The organism is Lentzea sp. NPDC059081, assembly GCF_042738015.1.
Taxonomy (GTDB): domain Bacteria; phylum Actinomycetota; class Actinomycetes; order Mycobacteriales; family Pseudonocardiaceae; genus Lentzea.
On sequence record NZ_JBHYGW010000010.1, the window covers coordinates 104,711 to 123,736 of the forward strand.

Consider the following 19,026-nt stretch of genomic DNA (forward strand, 5'->3'; position numbering starts at 1 on the left):
TTCGCGAGGGGACGCCTGCGTGAGCGTGAACCCCGGAGGAACCAGGTGATCTCGTCACTGCGCGGCCAGGTGCAGCACGTCGGCCTCGACCACGCCGTCGTCGAGGTGGGCGGCGTCGGGTTCGCCGTCCAGGCCACCCCGACCACCCTCGCGGGCCTGCGCCGCGGCGAGGAGGCCCACCTCGCCACCACCCTGATCGTGCGCGAGGACAGCCTCACCCTCTTCGGGTTCGCCGACGCCGAGGCCCGCGAGCTGTTCGGCCTGCTCCAGACGGTCAGCGGCATCGGCCCGCGGATCGCGCTGGCGACGCTGGCCGTCCTCGAACCGGACAAGCTGCGGCACGCGCTCGCCGAGGGCAACATCACCGTGCTCACCCAGGTCCCGGGCATCGGCAAGAAGGGCGCCGAGCGGCTCATCATCGAGCTGCGCGACAAGGTCGGCCAGCTCCCGACGCCGGCCACGCCCGCCCACAGCCAGACCCGCGACCACGTCGTCGAGGCGCTCCTCGGCCTCGGTTTCCCGGCGAAGGCCGCGGAGACCACCGTCGACGGCGTGCTCGCCGAGAACCCGGACCAGTCCACGCCCGCCGTGCTCCGCCGCGCCCTCGCGAAGCTGGGCCGCAAGTGAGCGACGACGAGCTCAGCCCCTACGTCGCGCCGGCCGAGCGCGACATCGAGACCAGCCTCCGCCCGGCCGACCTGCACGAGTTCGTCGGCCAGCAGCGCGTCCGCGAGCAGCTCGAACTGGTCCTGCACGGCGCCATGCGCCGCGGCACGGCCCCGGACCACGTCCTGCTCAGCGGCCCTCCCGGCCTGGGCAAGACCTCCTTGGCCATGATCATCGCCAAGGAGCTCAACAGCGCCATCCGCATCACCAGCGGCCCGGCCCTCGAACGCGCCGGCGACCTCGCCGCCATGCTGTCCAACCTGGTCGAGGGCGACGTCCTGTTCATCGACGAGATCCACCGCATGGCCCGCCCCGCCGAGGAGATGCTCTACCTCGCGATGGAGGACTTCCGCGTCGACGTCGTGGTCGGCAAGGGCCCCGGCGCGACCAGCATCCCGCTCGACATCGCCCCGTTCACGCTGGTCGGGGCCACGACCAGGTCCGGAGCGCTCACCGGCCCGCTGCGCGACCGGTTCGGCTTCACCGGCCACATGGAGTTCTACAGCGCCGACGAGCTCGACCTCATCGTGAAGCGCAGCGCCAAGATCCTCGGCGTCGACATCGCCGAGGACGCGGCCATCGAGATCGCCGGGCGCTCGCGCGGCACCCCGCGCATCGCCAACCGGCTGCTCCGCCGCGTCCGCGACTTCGCCGAGGTCAGGGCCGACGGCCGGGTCACGGAGGACATCGCGAAGCAGGCCCTGGTGGTCTACGACGTCGACGAGCTCGGCCTCGACCGCCTCGACCGCGCGGTGCTGTCCGCGCTGGTCAAGAGCTTCAACGGGGGACCGGTCGGCGTGTCCACCCTCGCCGTCGCGGTGGGTGAGGAGCCGACCACGGTCGAAGAGGTGTGCGAACCGTATTTGGTGCGGGCTGGCATGCTGGCCAGGACACCGCGCGGACGAGTGGCGACGCCCGCCGCGTGGTACCACCTGGGGCTGGAACCGCCCGCCGGTGATCAACTGTGGTGACCTGGCACAATCGGTGAAAGCACCTGGACATATCGGACGTGCGTCGAGGCATGTCCACCTGATCGGAGAATGATGGGCAACCTTTCGTCTTTGATGTTCCCGTTGCTTCTGGTTCTGCTGGCGGTGCCGCTGTTCCTCAGCGCGCGCAAGCAGAAGCGGGCGATGGCCGAGCAGAAGAACCTGCAGGACTCGCTCGCCCCCGGTGACAAGGTCATGACGACGTCCGGCCTGTACGGCACCGTCGCCGACGCCAGCCACGACACCACCATCGACATCGAGATCTCCGAGGGCGTCGTCACGCGCTGGCTGCGCGCCGCCATCCGCGAGAAGGTCGTCGACACCGAGGAGACCGTCGTCGAGGAGAAGGCGGACGAGGACGAGGTGGTGACCACCGCACAGGTCGCCGAGCCCCTCGACCACAGCGCCAAGAAGTAACGAACAACCTCGTGACACCTGGAGTTGGCAACTGTGAACACCGCCAACTCCAGGTAGTGACGCGCAGCTCACCTGGCGCGCGTTACGCTGCGCGCTCGGAAACCATCGCTACTAGGAGACGGACGGATCGTGGCACCTCCGGCCGGGCAAATTCGCCCTGCGAAGTATCTGGCGAGTTTTGTCCTCATCGTGGTCGCGCTTTACGCCCTGGTCTTTTTGACCGGGAACGGTTCGGCCAAACCCAAGCTCGGTATCGACCTGCAGGGCGGCACGCTCGTCACCCTGACCGCGCGTCAGGAAGACGGCGCCCAACCGAGCGAGGAAGCGCTGAACCGCGCACGTGACCTCATCGAGGTGCGCGTCAACGGTCTCGGCGTCTCCGGTGCCGAGGTCGTGCGCGACGGCAACAACCTGGTGATCACCGTCCCCGGTGCCGACAGCGAAGGCGCGAAGGGCCTCGGCCAGACCGCCCGCCTCGCGTTCCGCAAGGTCATCGGCCAGCCGGTCCCCGCCGGCACGCCGGCCACGGCGCCGACCTCGTCGGGCACCGCACCGTCCGGCACCGCGAGCACGCCGCCGTCCGCGCCGCCGAGCCAGAGCGCCGGCACCCCCTCGTCGAGCAACGCTCCGCAGGGCCGCCCCGCTCCGAACCTCGCCGCGCAGCCGTCCAGCACGCCGCCGTCGAGCAGCGCCGCGCCGTCGTCCAGCGCCCCGGCCTCCACGCCGTCCGCGCCCTCCAACGTCGACCCGAAGGTCGCGAAGGAGATCCAGGAGGCGAAGGCCACCCGGCAGAGCACGGACCCGCAGATCCTCCAGCAGGCCGCTCTCCTGCTCGACTGCGCCAAGGCCGACCCGCTGCGCGGCAACGACGACCTCGACAAGCCGCTCGTCACCTGCGACGAGAAGGGCGAGTTCAAGTACACGCTGGCTCCGGTCAACCCTCCCAAGGAGGACACCCAGACCAAGCCGGACGACTACACGAACTACTCCCGCCTCACCGGTGAGGACATCAACAACGCCGCGGCCAACAACAACCCCAACGGCACCGGCTACGTCGTCAACCTCGAGTTCAAGTCCGAGGGCGGCACCAAGTGGGCCGCGTTCACCTCGGCCAACGTCCAGCAGGCCGTCGCGGTCGTGCTCGACGGCGAGGTCATGTCCGCGCCGACCATCCAGTCGGCCATCGCGGGCGGCTCGACCGAGATCAGCGGCAAGTTCACGCTGAAGGAAGCCACCAACCTCGCGAACACGCTGAAGTACGGCGCGCTGCCGCTGTCCTTCGACTCGTCCGAGGCGCAGACGATCTCCCCGACGCTCGGCCTGCAGTCGCTCAAGGCGGGTCTCATCGCCGGCGGCATCGGCCTCGCGCTGGTGTTCGTCTACTGCATGTTCTACTACCGCCTGCTCGGCTTCCTGACGATCCTGTCGCTGGTCCTGTCCGGCGTCATCATCTACGCCGTGCTGGTCCTGCTCGGCCGCCTGATCGGGTTCACGCTCGACCTCGCCGGCATCGCGGGCTTCATCGTCGCCATCGGCATCACCGCGGACTCGTTCATCGTCTTCTTCGAACGACTGAAGGACGAGGTGCGCGAGGGCCGCACGTTCCGCTCGGCCGTGCCGCGCGCCTGGGTCCGTTCGCGGCGCACGATCCTCTCGGCCGACGCGGTCAGCTTCATCGCCGCCGCCGTGCTGTACGTGATCGCGGTCGGCCAGGTGAAGGGCTTCGCGTTCACCCTGGGCATGTCGACGGTCCTCGACCTCGTCGTCGTGTTCCTCGTGACGCACCCGCTGGTCGCGCTCGCGTCGAAGTCCAAGTTCCTGTCCAACCCGAACCTGTCCGGTCTGGGTGGAGCGGCCCGCGAGGGCGCTGCCCACCGCGCCACCACGACCGGCAAGACGTCCGCCGTGAAGGAGGCCTGACATGAGCAGCGTGTTCTCGCGCCTCTACGTGGGCAACGGCGCCTTCGACATCGTCGGCAAGCGCACCCGCTGGTACATCATCTCCGGCATCATCCTGCTGGTCTGCATCGGCTCGATGGTGTTCAAGGGCTTCAACCTCGGCATCGACTTCGAGGGCGGCACCAAGATCTCGATGCCGTCGGTCTCGGCCAGCGGCCAGACCATCTCGACCAAGGCCGTCGAGGACTCCTACGCCAAGGCGGTGCCCGGCAAGAAGCCGAACGCCGTCCAGGCCGTCGGTTCCGGCGCCAGCGCGACGATCCAGCTCAAGTCGCCCGCGCTGAACGTCTCCGAGGTCGCGGCCCTCAAGACCGCCCTCGCGCAGGACACCAACCCGCAGGGCGGCCAGACGGCGATCTCCGACAGCGCCGTCTCCGCGTCCTGGGGCGGTGAGATCAGCGGCAAGGCCCTGTGGGCCCTGTTCTGGTTCTTCATCGCGGTGACGGTGTTCCTCGCGTTCTACTTCGAGTGGCGGATGGCCGTCGGCGCGCTCGTCGCCGTGTTCCACGACGTCATCATCACCGCGGGCGTCTACTCGCTCATCGGCTTCGAGGTGACGCCGGCGACGGTGATCGGTCTGCTCACGATCCTCGGCTTCTCCCTGTACGACACGGTCGTCGTGTTCGACAAGGTCAAGGAGAACACCCGAGGCCTGCTGGGCCTGACCCGCCGCACCTACGGCGAGGCGTCGAACCTGGCGCTCAACCAGACGCTGATGCGCTCGATCAACACCTCGCTGATCGCGCTGCTGCCGGTCGTCGGCCTGCTGGTCGTCGGCGTCGGCATCCTCGGCGTCGGCACGCTGCAGGACCTGGCGCTCGTCCAGCTCGTCGGCATGTTCATCGGCGCCCTGTCGTCGATCTTCATCGCCACCCCGGTGCTGGTCGACCTGAAGATGCGCGACCCGAAGTACATCGCGCAGGCCAAGCGCGTGGCCGCCCGCCGCGCCAAGGCCACGGGTCCCCAGGTCGCCGGCGGCATCGAGTCGGTCGACGAGGACGCGCTCGCCGCGGACCTGCGCAAGGAAGAGGCGTACGCCGCCGCCGCGTCGGTGCCCCACCGCACCGCCAAGGCCGGTGACGCGCGCCGCCGCCCGACCGGAAAGCGCCAGCGTTGAAATTGGATCGTGCTCTGGGACTGCTGCGTGAGGTCCCGGACTTCCCCCAGCCGGGGGTCGTCTTCCGGGACTTCACGCCGGTCCTCGCCGACCCGGACGCCTTGCGCGCCGTGGTCGACGCCCTGCAGGACAAGATCGACGACAGCACCCAGGTGATCGCCGCCATCGAGTCGCGCGGCTTCCTCCTGGGTGCTGCCCTGGGCTACGGCTGGCGCTACGGCGTCGTGCCGCTGCGCAAGCCGGGCAAGCTCCCGGTGGTCGCCGACTCCCAGTCCTACGCGCTGGAGTACGGGGAGGCCTCCCTGGAACTGCCCGCGGAGGCCATCCAGCCCGGTCAGCGCGTCGTGGTCGTGGACGACGTCCTCGCCACCGGCGGCACCGCCGAGGCCGCGTGCGCGCTGGTCGAACGCGCGGGCGGCATCGTGACGGGCGTGTCCGTGGTGCTGGAGATCGCCGCGCTGGGCGGCCGCACCCGGCTCGCGGGCCGCGAGGTCAACGCGCTGCTGGCGGTCTGACCACCCTCAGCCCGTCACGGGCACGAGGAACCCGGAGGCGACCGCCACCGAGACCGCCCACAGCAGGTAGAAGATCGGCAGCCCGAGCAGGACCAGGCGCCAGGCCTTCACGGCGCTGAACCGCATGAGCGCCACGGACGCGCCGAGCCAGGGCACCACGCCGATCGTCGCGGTGCGGACCACCTCACCGCCGACGACCGCGTTCAGCAGGACGAGCGCGGCGTACCAGACGCCCGCGAACGCCAAGCAGTGCCAGACCGGGCGGTGGGAGTGCATGCCCTCAGCCTCTCAGCCGCCGGGTCAGGCGCCGGGCGGCGGGGCCACGAAAGCCGCGCCGATGCTCACGAACACCAGCGTCACCAGCGAGGCGGGCGCGGTCACCACGGCGATCTCCCACAGCCGCGGGGCCTGGGCGCGGCGCAGCACCAGCCAGCTCAGCGCGGTCGCGATGACCCAGCCGACCGCGGAGCCGACGACCGACCGCTGGTCGATGTAGCCGGGGTCGTCGAGAGCCAGGTACGCCATCGCGCCCAGCCACACGAACGTCATCGTGGCGCACCAGAGGATGGTTCTCACACCCGCCATTCTCTCAAATGATCGTGACCGCGTCTCCATGCCGTGTGTTCCGTGTGCGTCTATCGCGTTTTTCTGCCGTGTGTTGGTTTTGCTCGTGCGTTGCCTCTAGAGAGTTGCGCACTAACGCAACCCATGCGTTTTGGCCAGTCTGTTCACCCGAACGTGTGCGCCCTGACGTGCGTTTTCGTTGCGATCTTGCGGTAATGTCGAACGCGTGATCGAACCGGACTTCCGACTTCTCGCCACCGACGAACTGCTCGCCGCAGTCGTCGGAGACGTGGTGGAAATTCGCGTTCTGGAAAACGCGATGATGCAGAAGATCGCGGAACTGGAACGGCGGGGCGCCGCGTCAGAGCTGGGATACAAGAATGTGGCGCAGGTGCTCCGGCACGCTGTGCGATGGGACCTCAAGACGGCGCGGCAGTGGGTCGCGCGCGCCGAGGTGCTGGCCCGCGAGGTCACGCCGACCGGCGCGGTGCTCGAACCGGAGCTCCCCGCCACCGCAGCCGCGGTGGAGCAGGGACTGCTGTCGGGCGAGCACATCTCGGCGGTCGCCGAGGTGATGAAGGACCTGCCGCCCGCGGCGGAGCAGCCCGTCGTCGAGTACGCGCGGGAGCACGAGCCGAGCGCGGTCCGCTCGTTCGGCAAGGAGCTCGCGTACCGGCTCCACCAGAACGACCCGGAGCCCCGCGACACCGAGGAGCCGGCGCCCGTCAACCGCCTGCGCATGGCGTGGAAGGGCGACCAGCTCGAGGTGTGGGCCAAGCTGGACCAGGTGAGCGGCGCCAAGTTCGAGGCGCTGATCGACCCGCTGGCGCGGCCCCGCCCGACCACGCCCGAGGAGGGCCCCGACCCGCGGACGCGGGCCGAGCGGGAGGGCGACGCCTTCGCCGACCTCGTCGACCTGGTGCTGCGTAGCGACCGGCTGCCCGAGCACGGCGGCGAGCCGGTCACCCTGACCCTCACGATGGCCTACCGCGACCTGGCGGAGCAGACCGGCTTCGCCACCCTCGACAACCGCGAGCGCGTCCCCGCCGGCCTGGTGCGCCGCCTCGCCTGCAACGCGGGCGTCGTCCCGGTGGTGCTGGGCAGCCGGTCCGAGTCGATGGACATCGGCCGCAAGACCCGCACCTTCCCCGCCGCGATCCGCCGCCTGCTGGTGGCCCGCGACCAGGGCTGCAGCTTCCCCGGCTGCGACCGGCCACCGAAGCACTGCGACGCCCACCACGTCCGGTTCTGGTCGCACGGCGGCGAGACCTCGGTGCACAACGCGGCCCTGCTGTGCCGCCACCACCACACCCTGATCCACCAGAGCGAATGGGAGGTGAAGCTCCGCAATGGCACCCCGACGTTCGTCCCGCCGTCCTGGCTGGACCCCACCCGCACCCCGAGAACCAACACCGCCCACCACCAGAGCCACCAGTTCGCCGCCTAGCCGCGGCGCCCGGTTCACCCCGTCGAGCAGGTTCGTGGAGGAGGGGCAATGCCTACGGTCGGACGAATGACTGCGATCACCTCCACCGCCTACAGCCGGGACCTGGGCGACGAGCTGCGGCGGCTGCGCGAGAAGCACAGCCGCCTCACCGGCGCCGCCTTCGCCGAACAACTCGGCTGGGACCCGAGCAAGGTCTCCAACATCGAGAAGGGCAAGGCGCGCGCGAGCGAGATCGACCTGGTGCAGTACTTCATGATGTGCGGCCGCGACACCGGCCAGTTCGAGACGTTCCGCGACCGCTACCGCCACGCCTTCGACCCGTACGTCGCCCTGGTGCCGGACAACCTGCGCACGCTCGCGATGGCGGAGACGCAGGCCGAGCGCATCACCTGCTACGACGTGTTGTCGGTGCCCGGCCTCATCCAGACGCCGGAGTACGCACGGGCGCTGCTCGCCGGTGGTCGCGGCACACCCGAGCAGATCGAGCGGGGCTACCGGTCGAGAATGGAGCGGCAGGCGATCCTGAAACGGCCACACCGGCCTGAGTGCCTCTTCTACGTGCACGAGCTGGCGCTACGGCTGCAGGTGGGTGACGAGCGGGTCATGGAGGAGCAGTACCTGCGCATGCTGTTCCACACGCACATCCTTCGGGTCGTGCCGATGTCCGCCGGCCCGGCGGTGATGCGGATGTCCCCGCGCATGCTCTTCAGCTTCGAGAAGCTCGTGCCGGTGGCGTACAGCGAGACCGATCTCGCGAACGTCTTCGCGCACGACGGTGCCGCCATCGCGGAGAGTCGGGAGTCGTTCAAGTGGCTGGATGACCTTGCTTTGGATGAGGGACAATCGCGGAGCATGCTGGGGAGCTACATCAGCGGACTCCGGAAGGACCTCCATGAGCCACAGGCGGAGCTGGCGTAAGAGTTCCTACAGCGGTCCCGAACACGACAGCGCGTGCGTCGAGGTGTCGCTCTCCGGGTCCGGGCCGGATGCGCTCGTGCGGGACTCGAAGGCGACTCGGGGTGAGGTTCTCGCGTTCTCGAGGGGCGCTTGGCTCGCGTTCGTGGAGAGCGTCGCCTGATCGGCCCAGCAAAAGTTTGGGCGGCGTTCACCGTGTGAGCTGCGCCGCTCAGCGCGCCATCGGAAGTTTCGTCAGCGAAACCGCGTTATCCTCGGTACTCGCGAGACCCGAGGAGCGTGGGGTTGAGTCAAGACACCGAACCCGCTGCGACGGTTGTTCAACCGTCGGCTACCCGGCGTGTGCGCGCCCGCCTGGCGCGGCGCATCACCGCCCAACGTGCGGCCCCGGTGAAGCAGGTCCTCGAACCTCTCGCCGCCGTGCACCGTGACCTCCATCCCAAGGCCGACCTGGCGCTTCTCCAGAACGCGTACGACGTCGCCGAGGAGAAGCACCGCCCGCAGCGCCGCAAGTCCGGCGACCCGTACATCACCCACCCGCTCGCCGTGGCGACGATCCTCGCCGAGCTGGGCATGGACACCACGACGCTGGTGGCCGCGCTGCTGCACGACACCGTGGAAGACACCGACTACTCGCTCGGCCAGCTCAAGGAGGACTTCGGCGAGGAGGTCGCCCGGCTGGTCGACGGCGTCACGAAGCTCGACAAGGTCAAGCTGGGGGCGGCGGCCGAGGCCGAGACCATCCGCAAGATGGTGATCGCGATGGCGAAGGACCCGCGCGTCCTCGTCATCAAGCTGGCCGACCGGCTGCACAACATGCGCACCATGCGGTTCCTGCCGCCGGAGAAGCAGGCCCGCAAGGCCCGCGAGACGCTCGAGGTGCTCGCGCCGCTGGCCCACCGCCTGGGCATGGCGACCGTGAAGTGGGAGCTGGAGGACCTCGCGTTCGCGATCCTGCAGCCGAAGAAGTACGACGAGATCGTCCGCTTGGTCGCGAAGCGCGCGCCGAGTCGCGACACTTACCTGCGCACCGTCGTCGAGGAGCTGAACTCGCAGCTCGAGGGCGCGCGGATCGTCGCCAAGGTCGAGGGGCGGCCGAAGCACTACTACTCGATCAACCAGAAGATGATCGTCCGCGGCCGGGACTTCGACGACATCCACGACCTGGTGGGCGTGCGGATCCTGGTCGACGAGGTGCGCGACTGCTACGCCGCCATGGGTGTCGTGCACGCCGCGTGGCAGCCGATGCCCGGGCGGTTCAAGGACTACATCGCGCAGCCGCGGTTCGGCGTGTACCAGTCGCTGCACACGACCGTCATCGGTCCCGACGGCAAGCCCCTGGAAGTGCAGATCCGCACCCAGGAGATGCACCAGCGGGCCGAGTACGGCATCGCGGCGCACTGGCGCTACAAGGAGACCAAGGGCACGCACAACGGCAAGTCCGTCGAGATCGACGAGATGGCGTGGATGCGCCAGCTCCTCGACTGGCAGCGGGAGGCCGCGGACCCCGGTGAGTTCCTGGAGGGCCTGCGCTGGGACCTCGCCGCGCGCGAGATCTTCGTGTTCACGCCCAAGGGCGACGTGGAGACGTTGCCGACCGGGTCCACGCCCGTCGACTTCGCCTACTCCGTGCACACCGAGGTCGGTCACCGCTGCATCGGTGCCCGCGTCAACGGCCGGCTGGTCGCTCTCGAACGCAAGCTCGAGAACGGCGAGGTCGTCGAGATCTTCACCTCCAAGGCGGAGGGAGCGGGCCCGTCCCGCGACTGGCTGAGCTTCGTCGCGTCCCCGCGCGCCAAGGCGAAGATCAAGCAGTGGTTCGCCAAGGAGCGCAAGGAAGAGGCGATCGAGCAGGGCAAGGACGCGATCACCAAGGAGGTCCGGCGCGTCGGGCTGCCGATCCAGCGCCTGGTCAGCGTCGACTCGATGCAGGCACTGGCGAAGGAGCTGCACTACCCGGACATGAGCGCGCTGTACGCGGCGGTCGGGGAGGGGCACACGAGCGCCCGCCACGTCGTGCAACGGCTCGTCGCGCAGCTCGGCGGGGTCGACCACGCCGAGGAGGAGCTGGCCGACCGCGCCACCCCGTCCACCGTCACCCGGCGCCGCCCCACCGGCGACGCGGGCGTGATCGTCAAGGACGCGGGCGACGTGTGGGTCAAGCTCGCCCGCTGCTGCACCCCGGTGCCGGGCGACGACATCCTGGGGTTCGTGACGCGCGGCGGTGGCGTGTCAGTGCACCGCACCGACTGCACGAACGCGGACGAGCTGCTGAAGTCGCCGGAACGGCTCCTCGACGTCGAGTGGGCGCCGTCGGCCTCCAGCGTCTTCCTGGTCGCCATCCAGGTGGAGGCGCTCGACCGGCACCGGCTGCTCTCCGACGTCACGAAGGTGCTGGCCGACGAACGCGTGAACATCCTGTCGGCGTCGGTGACGACGTCGCGGGACCGCGTGGCCGTCAGCCGGTTCTCGTTCGAGATGGGCGATCCGAAGCACCTGGGTCACGTGCTCAAGGCGGTGCGCAGCGTGGAGGGCGTCTACGACGTCTACCGCGTCACCTCGGCCTCCTGAGCAGGCACAGCTCCGCGGCGCGCTGCCGGTGTACCAGCGGACCTGCAACGGGGTGAGGTTGTCCGACCTGCCGTTCCGCGGTGTGCCAGAGTCTGCGGATGCTCGACATCACGGTGAGAACGGAGAACGCGGAGCGGCACGTCCGCCCGTCCGCGCGGGAGCTGGAGGAGCTGGTCCGGCGCATCGGCGCGCGCGGTGACAACTTCCTGGTGCTGCAGCGCGTGCCGGACCTGCCCGACGTCTTCGCGCAGGTCTGGCACGAGCACGGCGGTGACTACGCGGTGGAGCACCGCGGCCCCGCCGGGTACTTCGAGGCGACGGCCGGCGAACCCGCGACGGTGGCCGCGGTGCTCGTCGGCTGGGCCCGCCGGGAGTCCGGTTGGGACAGTCGGCTGACGTGGTCGCCGCTCGACGCCGGACCCGAGCGCGAGGTGCCGCCGCTCGACCTCGCCGATGGCGAGCGAGCCGAGCTGGAGGACCGCGTCCGCGAGGTGCTGGCCGGTGGCTACGCGTCGCGCGAGGACCTGGCCGAGGTCGCCGAGGAGTACCTGGTGACCGGTGACCGGCGGCCCGTGTCGCGCCCGCAGGCGCGGGAGCTCGCGGACCGGCTGTGGCTGGAGCGGGTCGCGGAGCAGGAGTCGTGGCAGGGGGAGACCGATCCGGAGCGGCTCACGCGGGCGTTCGCGGCGCTGGAGGCGGCCGGGATCACCGCGCGGGAGAACTTCACCTGTTGCCGCACGTGCGGCAACGCCGAGATCGGCGACGAGGCCCTGCCCGGCGCGCGCGGGTTCGTCTACTTCCACGCCCAGTCCACCGAGGCCGCCGCGGCCGGGCACGGGCTGACGTTGCACTACGGCGGGTTCGACGGCTCGGCCGGGACGACCACGGCGGTCGGCGCGGAGGTCGTGACCGCACTGGAGGCGGCGGGGCTGCCGGCCGAGTGGAACCGCGACCCCGGCCGGGCGATCACCGTGACGCCGCTGCGCTGGCACCGGCGCCTGGTGGGCTGAGAAACGCGGAACGGCCCCCGGAATCGCTCCGGGGGCCGTTCCGCGTTCTGTGAAGAGTTAGTTCGCGACCAGCGCCGACTTGATGTCGACCGGGGTCTTCGGCTTGCCGTCACCCGAGCCGGGCTGCTGGGAGATCGTGCCGGTCTTCGCGACCTCGTCGATCTTCTTCAGCGAGTCCAGGTCGACCGTGCCGAAGATCGTGTAGTTCGGCTGCAGCTGCTTGCCGTCGCCGTAGACGATGAAGAACTGCGAGCCGTTGGTGTCCGGGCCCGCGTTCGCCATGGCGAGCACGCCGCGGCCGTAGGTGAGCTCCGGGAAGACCTCGTCCTTGAACGAGTAGCCGGGGCCGCCGGAGCCGGTGCCGGCGGGGTCGCCGCACTGCAGGACCTGGATGCCCGTGACCACGAGGCGGTGGCAGGTCGTGTTGTCGAAGTACTTCTGCTTCGCGAGCGAGACGAAGTTGTTCACGGTGCACGGGGCGAGCGCGCGGTCCAGGGTGAACTTCAGGTCGCCGATCGAGGTGCCGAGCGTGACGCCGACCGTGCCGGTGGCGGGCTGCTCGCCGTTCGCGGGCGGCGTGTTCTCCTTGGCCGCCGGCTCCTGGCCCTTCGTGTACTCGCAGTTCACCTTCTCCGGCAACGCCTGCGGGCGCTTCACGACCTGGTGCAGCTCGGTGGGGATGTTCTCGGCCTTGTCGACCGACTCCTGCTGGGGTGTCTCCGACGCGGCGGCGTCACCGTTGCCGAAGTCGTGAGTCGCGAGGAACCACACACCACCTCCGACGAGCGCAACAACGACGACCGTCGACACGACGGCGATGATGCGACGCTTCTTGGCCCGCGCGTGGCGGTACACCATCTGACGCTCAAGCTTGCGCTTGGCGTTGGCGCGTCGCTGCTCGTTGGTGGGCACGTGCTCCCTCCCCAGGGACTCATGCGAATAGGGCGGTCGGCTCGGGAGTCTAGGGCCTGGGCATATGAGCTTTGTGTGGTGGTTAGGCTGTCGTTGAACAGGGAGGTCATTTTCGTGCTCGTGATCGGGTTCCCGACTGGTGCGCTCCAGGCGAACTGCTTCGTCCTGGCGGCCGGCGCCGGCGAGCCCTGCGTGATCATCGACCCCGGTCAGGACGCGGTCGAGCCGATCGAGCAGGCGTTGCGCGAGCACCGTCTCTCCCCGGTCGCCGTGCTGCTCACGCACGGGCACTTCGACCACACGTTCTCCGTCACCCCCGTCTGCGACGGCAACGACGTCCCCGCGTACATCCACCCGGACGACGTGGAGATGCTCTCCGACCCGCTCAAGGGCGTCAGCCGCGAGTCCGCCGCGTTCTTCGGGGGCAACCTGGAGATGCGCGAGCCGTCCGAGGTCCGGTCGCTGACCGACGGCCTCGAGCTCGACCTCGCCGGGCTGGCGATCACCGTCGACCACACGCCGGGCCATACCGGCGGGTCGGTGATGTTCCGCTCCGGCACGCAGGAAGGCGGTCGCCTGGTGATCTCGGGTGACACGCTCTTCGCCGGATCGATCGGACGCACCGACCTGCCCGGCGGTGACCACTCCGCGATGCTGTCGTCCCTGCAGAGCAAGGTGCTGACCTTGTCCGACGACACGGTGGTGCTGCCAGGCCACGGCCCGACGACGACCATTGGCCGCGAGCGTGCGTCGAACCCCTACCTGCTCCAGTTGCAGGACGCACCAGCCGCCCCGCACCGAGGACTTTGAGAGACGTGTTTTCCGCACCCAAGGGCGTTCCCGACTACATCCCGCCGACGTCTGCCGCTTTCGCGCACGTCCGGTCGACCCTGAGCCGTGCCGCGGAGCTCGCCGGCTACGGCTACGTCGAGCTGCCGGTCTTCGAGGACACGGCGTTGTTCTCGCGCGGCGTCGGCGAGTCGACCGACGTCGTGACGAAGGAGATGTACACCTTCCTCGACCGCGGCGACCGGTCCATCACGCTGCGCCCCGAGGGCACCGCGGGCGTGATGCGAGCCGTGATCGAGCACAGCCTCGACCGCGGCTCGCTGCCGGTGAAGCTCTACTACGCGGGCCAGTTCTTCCGCGCCGAGGCACCGCAGGCCGGCCGGTACCGCCAGTTCCACCAGGTGGGCATCGAGGCGATCGGCGTCGACGACCCGGCGCTCGACGCCGAGGTGATCGCCGTCGGTGACGCCGGGTTCCGCGCGCTGGGGCTGACCGGGTACCGGCTGGAGCTGACGTCGCTGGGCGACGCCCGGTGCCGCCCGGCCTACCGGTCGTTGCTGCAGGAGTTCCTGAGCAAGCTGCCGCTCGACGAGCCGACCCGGCAGCGCGCCGAGCTGAACCCGTTGCGGGTGCTCGACGACAAGCGTCCCGAGGTGCGTGCGATGGTCGCTGACGCGCCGTTGATGGTGGACAACCTGTGCGACGGGTGCCGTGAGCACTACGAGCTCGTCAAGGGGTACTTGACCGAGCTGGGCGTGAAGTTCGTCGAGAATCCGCGCATGGTCCGGGGGCTCGACTACTACACGAAGACGACGTTCGAGTTCGTGCACGACGGTCTGGGCGCGCAGTCGGGCATCGGCGGCGGCGGTCGCTACGACGGTCTGATGGAGCAGCTCGGCGGTCAGTCGCTGTCCGGCGTGGGCTTCGGCCTCGGCGTCGACCGGGCGCTGCTCGCGGCGCAGGCCGAGGGCGTGCTGCCGGAGTTCAGCCGCGTCGACGTGATCGGCGTGCCGCTGGGCGAGGCCGCGCGGGCGCGGCTGGTCGCGATCGCCGGGGAGCTGCGCGCCGCCGGTGTGCGGACCGACCTGGTGTACGGCGGGCGGTCGATGAAGGCCGGGTTCAAGGCCGCGGACAAGTCGGGCGCGCGCCTGGCGCTCGTGCTCGGCGAGCGCGACCTGGAGGCCGGGAACGTCGGGGTGAAGACCCTCGCGACCGGCGAGCAGGTCACCGTGCCGCTGACGGACGTGATCTCGGCGGTGCGGTCGGCGCTCACGCCTCCCGACATCGCGGACGTGGTGCCCGGCGGGGTCGAGGCGCTGGCATCGGACGTGACGGAGACCAGGTGAGCCCAGAAGACAAGCCTGCCGACAAGCCCGCCGACAAGCTGGTCCTCGACCTGCTGGACAAGGCGACGGTCCGCAAGCGGGCGCGCATGGTGGCGATCGGCGGCATCATGGTCGCCCTCGCCTTCGGCGCGATCGTGGGCCTGATCGGCGGCCGCTGGCCGGGCGTCATCGCCGGCGCGGTCGTGGCGGTGCCGGTGATCCTGCTGGCGATGTCCGAGGCACGCCGCACGGTGTGGCTGGAGGGCACGACCGTCCACGTCCGCGCGTTCGGCACCCGCAAGGTCGACCTCGCGACCGCCGACGGCCTCGACCTGCTGGTCACGGACCTGCGCGGCGCCCGCACGGTCGGGCTGTTCGTGCGCGGCGGCAAGAAGGCGATCAACGTCGCGCTGTCGATGTACGCGGGCACCGGCGGGCGCGAGCTGGGCATCTACCAGCTCCGCCGGCTGGCGGACGCCCTCGCCGCGCGCGGGGACACGCCGGGCCTGGTGTTCTCGGAACTGCTCGTGGCGCAGCTGCGGGCGGAGGCGCGCGGGCTGGCGGCGGCGGAACGGCCGCTGTACCGGCTCGGGTCGCTGGCGCCGTCGGGCCGGATGGCGCAGAAGCTCCATCCGGACGCGGTGTCGAAGTTCGTGACGTCGCTGGACTGAGGATGGTTGCCCTGATCGGGCGACAGAACCCGGCCTCGCAGAACGCGGTCCCTACTATCGAGGTTCGCGGAAGCGGCCGGCCCCTGCTCGAGACAGGGGCCGACCTGACTACCTGTTCCCGGTGAAATTGAGCACGACCGCGCTCGTGTAGACGAGCACGGCGATGGTGCCGGCCACCCAGGCCGGGACCATCGCCCCTGCCAAGGTCGCCAGAACCGCCACGGCCGCACCGACGTTGCCGACGTCGGTGAGGACACGCCTCGCACTGAGCTGATGGGTCGGCGAATCCTCTTCAGTCAGTTGTGGCCGTGGTCCTTCTTCGTTGGGCAAACTGCCACCTCCACGTCGGTCCGTTGAGCAACGGCCGGTCCGCTACCCAGCTGAAGTGGCGGTCACGAGGAGGCTTGCCCCAGGTTCTCACTCCTGTGCTGGGCCGTTGGGGTGAATTCGGCAGGTTCGCTCGGTTTCCCCGGTCGCGCAACGACTTCCCGCCTGGCTCAGGTGCCCCACAGGCCGGACGGCGGCGCGGGTGAGAGCTTCGCCGTCGCGTCCGTCGTCACCGGGGCGCCGCCGATGAACTTCGTCAGGCCCGTGCCGTGTTCGAGCCTGCCAGGGAACGGGTCGCCGGCCGTGGCGCGGGTCAGCTGCTGCAGCGGCAGGCCGGTGTGCGAGGCCATGATCACGAAGTTGCCGAAGCGGCGGCCGCGGAACACACCCGGCTCGGCCAGGACGCAGACGTGCTCGAACACCGCGCGCACGGTCGCGCACTGGGAGCGGGCGAACTGCAGGCCGTTGCCGTCGCCGATGTTCGCCGCGTAGATGCCGTCCTCGGACAGCGCGGCCGACGCCTGGCGCACGTACTCCACCGACGTCAGGTGAGCCGGGGTGCGGGCGCCCGCGAAGCAGTCGCTCACGATCAGGTCGAACGAGCCGGGGCGCGCCCGGACGAGCACGGCGCGGGCGTCGCCTGTGGTGATCTTCACGCGCGGCGGTGGCGGCAGCTCGCGGCGCAGGAAGGCGATCAGGCCCGCGTCGATCTCGGCCACCTGTTGAGACGCGCGGGGGAGCAGATCGGCCACGTAGCGGGCTAGCGTGAGAGCGCCACCACCCAGGTGGAGAACACGCGAAGGCGCGGTGAGATCGACGAGGTGACCCAGGCGCCGGACGTACTCGAACTCCAGGTAGGTCGGGTCGTCCAGGTCCACATGCGACTGTGGGGTTCCGTTGACCCGCAACGTCCACGAGTTCCGCCCCCCGAGGTCGGGGACCAGCTCGGCGACGCCGGAGTCGATCGACTCGGTGATCGCCTCTGCGTCGGGCCGTTGTCTTCCCACTGCTCTATTGTCTCACCGCGTGTGTCAGCTCTGAGGAGGAACCCAAGTGCAGGTCGTCGCCAACGTACTGCTCGCCCTCGTGGCGTTGATCCACATCTACATCGTGGTGCTCGAGATGTTCCTCTGGGCGACGCCGCGCGGTCAGAAGGCGTTCGGCATCACCGCGGAGTTCGCGCAGGAGTCGAAGGCGCTCGCCGCGAACCAGGGCCTGTACAACGGCTTCCTCGCCGCCGGCCTGATCTACGCGATCATCCGCGCGGACTTCGGCGCGGCCGTGCTCTTCTGCGCGTTCGTGATCGTCGCCGGCATCTACGGCACGCTCACGGCCACTCGGAAGATCTTCTTCGTGCAGGTGGTGCCGGGCGTGCTGGCGCTGCTCTTCGTGCTCTTGGCGAACTAGTGCCGGCGGGGCGTTCCCACGGTCCCTTGTCGGGGTCGTAGCCGGTGAAGAGGTCGCCCTCGATGCGCGTGGGCCGGGGCTTGGCGGGCTTGGGCTTCGCGCGCTTCACGGTCTTCGTGCCGGAGGGCTCGGCGTCCGCGGGTTCTGCGGGCTCGGGGTCCGCGGGCTTCGCGGACGCGGGGGCGACCTCCTGGCGGACGGCGACGAGCGCGGCCAGCGCCGTCGTCACCGGCACCGCCGCCACCAGGCCGATGCTGCCGACCAGGGTGCGGACGATCTCCTGCGCGATCTGCTGCGCCGTGAGGACCTCGCCCAGTGACCGCCCGGCCAGCGAGATCGCGAGCAGCAACGGCAGCGCCGCGCCCGCGTAGGCCATCACGAGCGTGTTCACCACGGACGACATGTGGTCGCGGCCGATGCGCGAGCCCGCCGCGAACAGCTCGCGCCAGGTCAGCTTGTCGTTGGCCCGCCGCAGCTCCCACACGGCGCTGGTCTGCGTCACGGTCACGTCGTCGAGCACGCCCAGCGCGCCGATCAGGGTGCCGGCGAGCAGCAGGCCGCGGGTGTCGATGTCGGTGCCGAGCAGCCGGACGAGGTTCGCCGTGTCGTCGTCGAGGCCGGTCAGGCTCGACAGGGCCGAGAACAGCGCGCCCAGCACCCCGATCAGCGCGAGGCTGACCAGCGTGCCAAGCACCGCCGTCGACGTGCGCGCCGAGATGCCGTGCGTCAGGTACAGCACCACGAACATGATCAGCCCCGCGCCGACCACCGCCACCAGCAACGGGTTCTGGCCCGCCAGGAGCGACGGCATCACGAACAGCACCAGCACCGCGAAGCTCAGCAGCAACGCGCCGAGCGCCGCGAGTCCCTGCCAGCGCCCGAGCAGCAGCACGGCGCCCGCGAACAGCAGCGCCAGCACCGCGAGCGACCACCCGCGCTGGTAGTCGACGATCTGGTACGACTCCGCAGCCTGGGGCTGGGTGCCCGAGTAGGACAGCACCACCTCGTCGCCCAGCCGGAAGCTCGGCGCGCCGGGCCCCTTCACGCTCGGGATGGTGATGCTCTGGCCGGGCGAGGGGCCGTCGGTCATCTTCACGGTGATCGCGACGCACTTCTCGCCGCAGTTGTCCGCCATGCCCGTCACGACGGCCTCGACCGGGGTCTGGTTGAGACCGATCTCGGCGCCCGTCTTCTGCTCGACGCCGAACGGGTACAGCAGCGCCGCGCCGACGACCGTGGCCAGCGCCAACGGCACCAGCAGCCACATCAGCAGCGTGCGGACGCGTTCCGACGCGGGCTCGTCGTCCAGCGCGTGGCTATGCCCGTGTCCGTGACCCACGCGCGACATCCTGCCGCATCAGGTGTTCGACGGCTGTGACGGCGGTCGCGTCCACACCGGACCGCCCGCGATGCCCGGCACCGCCG

20 protein-coding genes and 1 pseudogene are annotated in these 19,026 nt (G+C 70.1%); 15 read left to right on the forward strand and 6 right to left on the reverse strand.

Annotated elements, in window-relative coordinates:
• The first annotated feature begins 45 nt into the window (after positions 1-45).
• The 6 genes from ruvA to ACFWV3_RS23080 all read left to right on the forward strand — a co-directional run bounded on the left by ruvA (position 46) and on the right by ACFWV3_RS23080 (position 5,663).
• The gene (gene ruvA, locus ACFWV3_RS23055) at positions 46-627 is read left to right on the forward strand and encodes a Holliday junction branch migration protein RuvA (RefSeq protein WP_382413540.1); all 582 of its coding nucleotides are present in this window, start codon (positions 46-48) and stop codon (positions 625-627) included.
• Positions 624-1,637, forward strand: coding sequence for a Holliday junction branch migration DNA helicase RuvB (gene ruvB / locus ACFWV3_RS23060; protein ID WP_382413542.1), 1,014 nt, complete (start codon positions 624-626; stop codon positions 1,635-1,637). Before ruvA ends, ruvB begins: the two co-directional genes overlap by 4 nt.
• 93 nt (positions 1,638-1,730) lie before the next feature.
• Positions 1,731-2,072, forward strand: a complete 342-nt coding sequence (gene yajC, locus ACFWV3_RS23065) for a preprotein translocase subunit YajC (protein WP_382413544.1) — start codon at positions 1,731-1,733, stop codon at positions 2,070-2,072.
• A 129-nt stretch (positions 2,073-2,201) separates the two neighbouring features.
• The gene (gene secD / locus ACFWV3_RS23070; RefSeq protein WP_382413546.1) at positions 2,202-3,992 is read left to right on the forward strand and encodes a protein translocase subunit SecD; all 1,791 of its coding nucleotides are present in this window, start codon (positions 2,202-2,204) and stop codon (positions 3,990-3,992) included.
• A 1-nt stretch (position 3,993) separates the two neighbouring features.
• A complete protein-coding gene (gene secF, locus ACFWV3_RS23075) occupies positions 3,994-5,148 on the forward strand; it encodes a protein translocase subunit SecF (protein ID WP_382413548.1) in 1,155 nt (384 codons plus the stop codon).
• Positions 5,145-5,663 (forward strand): adenine phosphoribosyltransferase, encoded by a 519-nt coding sequence (locus ACFWV3_RS23080; RefSeq protein ID WP_382413550.1) that lies wholly within the window; start codon positions 5,145-5,147, stop codon positions 5,661-5,663. The genes secF and ACFWV3_RS23080 overlap by 4 nt, the downstream gene beginning before the upstream one ends.
• A 6-nt stretch (positions 5,664-5,669) precedes the next feature.
• On the opposite strand, the gene ACFWV3_RS23085 is transcribed toward ACFWV3_RS23080, so the two are convergent.
• Entirely contained in the window at positions 5,670-5,939 is a 270-nt protein-coding gene (locus ACFWV3_RS23085; protein ID WP_382413552.1) for a hypothetical protein, read from the reverse strand.
• Positions 5,940-5,963: 24 nt separating this feature from the next.
• On the reverse strand, positions 5,964-6,239 hold the full coding sequence (locus tag ACFWV3_RS23090) for a hypothetical protein (protein ID WP_382413554.1): 276 nt from the start codon (positions 6,237-6,239) through the stop codon (positions 5,964-5,966).
• A gap of 214 nt (positions 6,240-6,453) precedes the next feature.
• On the opposite strand from ACFWV3_RS23090, the gene ACFWV3_RS23095 reads away from it, so the two are divergent.
• From ACFWV3_RS23095 to ACFWV3_RS23115, 5 genes are all read left to right on the forward strand, one after another.
• A complete protein-coding gene (locus ACFWV3_RS23095; protein WP_382413556.1) occupies positions 6,454-7,674 on the forward strand; it encodes a DUF222 domain-containing protein in 1,221 nt (406 codons plus the stop codon).
• Positions 7,675-7,740: 66 nt separating this feature from the next.
• Positions 7,741-8,592 carry a helix-turn-helix domain-containing protein gene (locus ACFWV3_RS23100; RefSeq protein ID WP_382413558.1) on the forward strand — a complete coding sequence of 284 codons (852 nt, stop codon included), beginning with the start codon at positions 7,741-7,743 and terminating at the stop codon, positions 8,590-8,592.
• Complete coding sequence (locus ACFWV3_RS23105; protein WP_382413560.1) at positions 8,567-8,752, forward strand: DUF397 domain-containing protein; 186 nt, start codon at positions 8,567-8,569, stop codon at positions 8,750-8,752. Before ACFWV3_RS23100 ends, ACFWV3_RS23105 begins: the two co-directional genes overlap by 26 nt.
• A gap of 122 nt (positions 8,753-8,874) precedes the next feature.
• Positions 8,875-11,160, forward strand: a complete 2,286-nt coding sequence (locus ACFWV3_RS23110; protein WP_382413562.1) for a RelA/SpoT family protein — start codon at positions 8,875-8,877, stop codon at positions 11,158-11,160.
• Between the two features lie 98 nt (positions 11,161-11,258).
• Positions 11,259-12,170 (forward strand): DUF6891 domain-containing protein, encoded by a 912-nt coding sequence (locus tag ACFWV3_RS23115; protein WP_382413564.1) that lies wholly within the window; start codon positions 11,259-11,261, stop codon positions 12,168-12,170.
• Between the two features lie 57 nt (positions 12,171-12,227).
• Here ACFWV3_RS23115 and ACFWV3_RS23120 read toward each other — a convergent pair whose 3' ends face one another.
• Positions 12,228-13,082, reverse strand: a complete 855-nt coding sequence (locus tag ACFWV3_RS23120) for a peptidylprolyl isomerase (protein ID WP_382413566.1) — start codon at positions 13,080-13,082, stop codon at positions 12,228-12,230.
• A gap of 114 nt (positions 13,083-13,196) precedes the next feature.
• Between ACFWV3_RS23120 and ACFWV3_RS23125 the strand changes: the two genes are divergently transcribed.
• The 3 genes and pseudogenes from ACFWV3_RS23125 to ACFWV3_RS23135 all read left to right on the forward strand — a co-directional run bounded on the left by ACFWV3_RS23125 (position 13,197) and on the right by ACFWV3_RS23135 (position 15,867).
• The gene (locus ACFWV3_RS23125) at positions 13,197-13,892 is read left to right on the forward strand and encodes an MBL fold metallo-hydrolase (RefSeq protein WP_382413568.1); all 696 of its coding nucleotides are present in this window, start codon (positions 13,197-13,199) and stop codon (positions 13,890-13,892) included.
• Between the two features lie 5 nt (positions 13,893-13,897).
• Positions 13,898-15,148: pseudogene (hisS, locus tag ACFWV3_RS23130) on the forward strand (histidine--tRNA ligase); the annotation flags it as partial.
• A 65-nt stretch (positions 15,149-15,213) separates the two neighbouring features.
• Positions 15,214-15,867, forward strand: a complete 654-nt coding sequence (locus ACFWV3_RS23135) for a hypothetical protein (RefSeq protein ID WP_382413570.1) — start codon at positions 15,214-15,216, stop codon at positions 15,865-15,867.
• A 108-nt stretch (positions 15,868-15,975) separates the two neighbouring features.
• Here the strand turns inward: ACFWV3_RS23135 and ACFWV3_RS23140 are convergent, their stop codons facing one another.
• Both ACFWV3_RS23140 and ACFWV3_RS23145 read right to left on the reverse strand, forming a co-directional pair.
• Complete coding sequence (locus ACFWV3_RS23140) at positions 15,976-16,197, reverse strand: hypothetical protein (protein ID WP_382413572.1); 222 nt, start codon at positions 16,195-16,197, stop codon at positions 15,976-15,978.
• A gap of 167 nt (positions 16,198-16,364) precedes the next feature.
• Positions 16,365-17,201 carry a spermidine synthase gene (locus ACFWV3_RS23145; protein ID WP_382413573.1) on the reverse strand — a complete coding sequence of 279 codons (837 nt, stop codon included), beginning with the start codon at positions 17,199-17,201 and terminating at the stop codon, positions 16,365-16,367.
• A gap of 46 nt (positions 17,202-17,247) precedes the next feature.
• On the opposite strand from ACFWV3_RS23145, the gene ACFWV3_RS23150 reads away from it, so the two are divergent.
• Entirely contained in the window at positions 17,248-17,601 is a 354-nt protein-coding gene (locus tag ACFWV3_RS23150; RefSeq protein ID WP_382413575.1) for a DUF1304 domain-containing protein, read from the forward strand.
• Here the strand turns inward: ACFWV3_RS23150 and ACFWV3_RS23155 are convergent.
• Positions 17,522-18,940, reverse strand: a complete 1,419-nt coding sequence (locus ACFWV3_RS23155) for a YibE/F family protein (protein WP_382413577.1) — start codon at positions 18,938-18,940, stop codon at positions 17,522-17,524. The genes ACFWV3_RS23150 and ACFWV3_RS23155 overlap by 80 nt on opposite strands.
• Positions 18,941-19,026 lie beyond the last annotated feature (86 nt).